General features: G+C 67.2%; 4 protein-coding genes. All 4 read right to left on the bottom strand.

What is annotated here, in order from left to right:
- Positions 1–1702: DNA translocase FtsK 4TM domain-containing protein (locus VLA96_01855; GenBank protein HSE47931.1), on the bottom strand; the 1702-nt coding region annotated here is incomplete at its 3' end.
- 180 nt (positions 1703–1882) lie between these two features.
- Positions 1883–2740: an undecaprenyl-diphosphate phosphatase gene (locus VLA96_01850; protein HSE47930.1), complete on the bottom strand. Its 858-nt coding sequence runs from the start codon at positions 2738–2740 to the stop codon at positions 1883–1885.
- A gap of 102 nt (positions 2741–2842) precedes the next feature.
- A complete protein-coding gene (locus tag VLA96_01845; protein HSE47929.1) occupies positions 2843–3781 on the bottom strand; it encodes an SH3 domain-containing protein in 939 nt (312 codons plus the stop codon).
- Positions 3778–3998, bottom strand: a 221-nt coding sequence (locus VLA96_01840) for a hypothetical protein (GenBank protein ID HSE47928.1), incomplete at its 5' end; no start/stop codon positions are given. The genes VLA96_01845 and VLA96_01840, both read right to left, overlap by 4 nt.

Below are 3998 nucleotides of genomic sequence, written 5' to 3'. Positions count from 1 at the left end.
GGCTCGGCGTGCGCGACTCGTCGAACGTCTTGTTGTACTGGTCGAGGTTGCGGACGCCCCTCTCCGCCAGCAGCTTCAGCCGGCGCTCCATCTCGCGCACCGCGTTGCGCAGCGCGTACGCCGCCACCTTCGGCTCGGTGATGATCGGCGTGTAGAGGTGCGGCACGCCTTCGTAGACGCCCAACTCCAGCCGCTTCGGGTCCACCAAAATCAGCCGCACCTGGTCGGGCGTGGATTTGTAAAGCATCGACATGATCATCGCGTTGATGGCCACCGACTTGCCCGCGCCCGTCGACCCCGCGATCAGCAGGTGCGGCATCGACTGCAGCTCCGCCGTCACGATCCGCCCGTTGATGTCCTTGCCCATCGAGAGCGTGAGCTTCGATTTCGACGCCATGAACTCCTGCGCCTCGATGATCTCGCGCAGCCAGATCGTCTCGCGCTCCCGGTTCGGCACCTGGATGCCCACCGTCGACTTGCCCGCCATGCGCTCGATCAGGATGCTCTCCGCCCGCATCGCCAGGCACAGGTCTTCCGTCAGCCCGGTCACGCGGCTGTACTTGATGCCCGCCTCCGGCTTGAACTCGAACGTCGTCACCACCGGGCCCGGGTTGATGTGGGTCACCTGCCCGATCACGTCGAACTCGGCGAGCTTGTCTGTCAGCACCTGCGCCAGCGCCTTGACCTCCGCTTCGTCGATGGCGGTCTGCTCTTCCGGACGGTGCAGCAGGGAAGTGCTCGGCAGCTTGTAGCCGCCCGCGATGCGCGGCATCGTCGTCTTCGCCTTCGCGCCGGCGTCGGCGCGCGTCCCGATCCCCGGCTCGCCCACGTTCACCGTCATGATGGGCGGCAGGTCGTTCGTCATCGAGGCAGCCGGCGTGGCGCGCCCGCCCTCGAGCGCGCCTGCTTGCGAAGCAGTCGTGCGTTGCGGCTCCGCCACCCGTTCCATCGGCGGCCGCATTGGCGGCACGGGTTGCGCGATCTGCGGCTGCGCGACCGCGCGCCGCTGCGAGACCAGTTGCGCCGTCACCTGCGGAGGCCGCATCCGGCGACGCTCCAGCTCGCGCGCCGCTTTGGCCTTGGCGCGCTCCGCGCGCCAATCCTGCAAGCGGTCCCACGCCGCAAACACGAACGCGAAGCGCGTCTCCGCCCACATCTGCATCGCGCCGAACGAGAACGCGGTCGAGAGGTACAGCGCCACCGCGATCACCGCCAGGCTCACGATGTACGCGCCCATCACGTTGAAGTAGTGGATGAGCGCGTCGCCCACGATGCGCCCCAGCAAGCCTTCCACCGGCACCGAATGCACCCAGCGCCACTGCCAGGGCAGCAGCGCCATCAGCGCGGGGGTGAACACCAGCAGCGTGAACGCTCCGATCGTCTTGGCGACCGGCGAATCCACCGGCCGCGACCGCCACCAGCGCAGCGCCAGCATCCCGAACATCACCGGCAGCAGGAACACGGTGACGCCCCAGAACTGCAGCAGCAGGTCGGCGACGTGCGCCCCGGCCACCCCGATCCAGTTCTTCGCCGGATGCGAAGCTCCGCCCAGCGACGACGCCGTGTTCAACGACGGGTCCTCGGGGGAATACGAAACCAGTGAGAGCAGCAACAACACCGCGGCCACCATCAGCAGGAAGCCGATCAGTTCATTGAAGCGCTTGTTGTTGGTCGGGGTGAATACGCGAACGAAGTATTTCAATCAGATAGACCGCACCCGAGACGGCTATAGAGCCGTGTCCGTGAGAGACACCGCCGCTGTTGTGCGCGCGTACTACGCCAGAGCTGCGCTAAGTATGATGCAACTTTCGGCCGGAAACAATAGAAAAGAAACGACGTGGTCCCGGTCGGCCACTGTGGGCCGTGGACTGTGGACTGTGGACTACCCCCGCGCCGCCCACCACAGCACGAACACTCCCGCCGCCATGCGGTAGATGGCGAACGGCAGGAAGCCGCGCGTCCGCACCCAGCGCATGAACCAGTGCACCACGCCCAGCGCGACCACGAACGACACCAGGAACCCGATGGCCAGCACCGTCCACTCGTGCGCGTTCGCCGGCGCCGCCCCGATTTCGCCCGAGCCGCGCAGCGACTTGTAGAGGTCGTAGAGCGTTGCCGCCGCCATCGTCGGCATGGCGAGGAAGAAGCTGAACTCGAGCGCGGCCGCGCGCGACATCCCGCCCACCTGCCCGGCGGCGATGGTCGCCATCGAGCGCGACGTCCCGGGAAATACCGCGGACAGCACCTGGCATGCGCCCACCCACACCGCCTGCCCGAGCGTGACTTGCTCGATGGTCTGCGTCTCGTGCGGCGTGACCGGCGCGCCATAGTAGGCGTCCACCAGCCACATCACCGCGCCGCCCGCGATCAGCGACCACGCCATCACCGTGAGCCGCTCCAGGTTGTGCCCGATGAGCTTGGTCAGCAGCAGGGAAGGCACCGCCGTGCACACGAACGCGATCATCACCAGCGACAGCGGATGCGTCACCAGCGTCCTATCGCCCCGCTCGCCGCGCGGAAACGTGCGCAGGAACTCCGCGATGCGCTTGCGGAAGTACAGCGGCACCGCCAGGATCGCGCCCAGCTGGATCACGATGGAGTACATCTTCCAGTAGCCGCTGGCGAGGTCGATCCCGACCAGCGACTCGACGATGCGCAGGTGCGCCGTCGAGCTCACCGGCAAAAACTCGGTCAGCCCCTCGACGATGCCCAGCAATACGGAGACTGCGTAATCGTGCATGGCGGACTTATCTTACAGATTGGTCGCCGGTGGAAGAGCGGCCCTTCAGGGCCGCGTCACGAGCCCGACCGGACCGGCTTTAGCCGCGGCAGAAAAAACGATTCAGTCGCTCGGCGCGCCGTAGGTCGGCAGTCCCTGCTCGACCAGGTAGATGAGCCGCGTCGCCCGCGGCCCGTAGTCGCTCTCGGGATACGTGGTCGTGATCCGCTGCGCCAGCGACACGGCCTTGCCCTTCGCGCCCGCCGACTTCCCGTTGTCGCCCTCGGTCTTGTAGATCTCCACCAGCGCCGACTGCCGCCACGCCGCGTTGTACAGCGCCTCGGCCGCCTTGGGCGACTTCGGGTGCTCGTCGGCGTACTTGGTGTAGAGCTCCGTCTCTTTCTCCGGACACCTCGACTTGCCCTGCCAGTCGCCGCAGATCTTGTTGTCGAGCAGGTTGTAGTCGGCCAGGTCCGCCCACTTCGTGCCCGGATACTTCTTCCGGACCTTCTTCATCTCGTCTTCCGGGATCTGCGCGCGCATGCTGGGGTTTTCCTCGCGCGCCGAGGCCCGCGTCCAGACGTCGACCGAATCGATCTGCCACACGATGTCGGCGGCGCGGTAGTGCGCCTCCGCCGCCAGCGGCGAGTTCGGGAAGTACTCCGCGATGCGCATGTAGAGCCGCGCGGCGTCGCGCTCGGCGCCCTTGCGGCCGTGTCGCTTCTGCGCCTCCGCCTCCGAGTCCACCGCCTCGCCGAACAGGATGCGGTCGCCGTTCGGCGTCGTCGCGCGCACCACACCCTTGTCCTCGATCCAGCCGCTCACGTTCTTGTTCTGGTCGGTCGTGACGAACACGTGCAGCCAGCCCGGCGTCTTCTCCAGGATGGGCGTCTCGCGCCCGCGCGGGACCTCCCCCAGCCGCGCCGAGTCCGTCGCCGGCGCCTGGTAGATGGTCATCGGCCGGATCGGCACCCCGCGCTCCACCTGCTTCGGCGGCTCTTGCGCGAGCGCAAGGGCGCCCCACACGACCAACGCGGCAGCTGCGAGCCTCGCCAGCCTCACTTCGCGCTCCCTTCGAACATCTCTTCCGCCTTCACCACATTGATCCGGTCACGCGGGATGTTCAGCGGGTACGCCTTCCACTCCTCGTCCTGCTTCAGCATCGCCTGCTTCTCCGCCGGGATGGGCTCGGTGATGTGGTACTCCGCCAGCGTCTTGCTGGTGACGTTGGTGTTGTTCGCGATGTCGTTGGCCAGCTTCTCGCCCTCCGCCGCGTTCG

The organism is Terriglobales bacterium (assembly GCA_035457425.1).
Lineage (GTDB): Bacteria > Acidobacteriota > Terriglobia > Terriglobales > Acidobacteriaceae > JACPNR01.
The sequence above is the reverse complement of the archived record's forward strand: the minus strand, read 5'-3'. Positions and strand labels throughout refer to the sequence as shown.

Excerpts from the sequence above, each read along its gene's own strand:
- VLA96_01850 (HSE47930.1), bottom strand. The coding sequence starts at position 2,740 with ATGCACGATTACGCAGTCTCCGTATTGCTGGGCATCGTCGAGGGGCTG.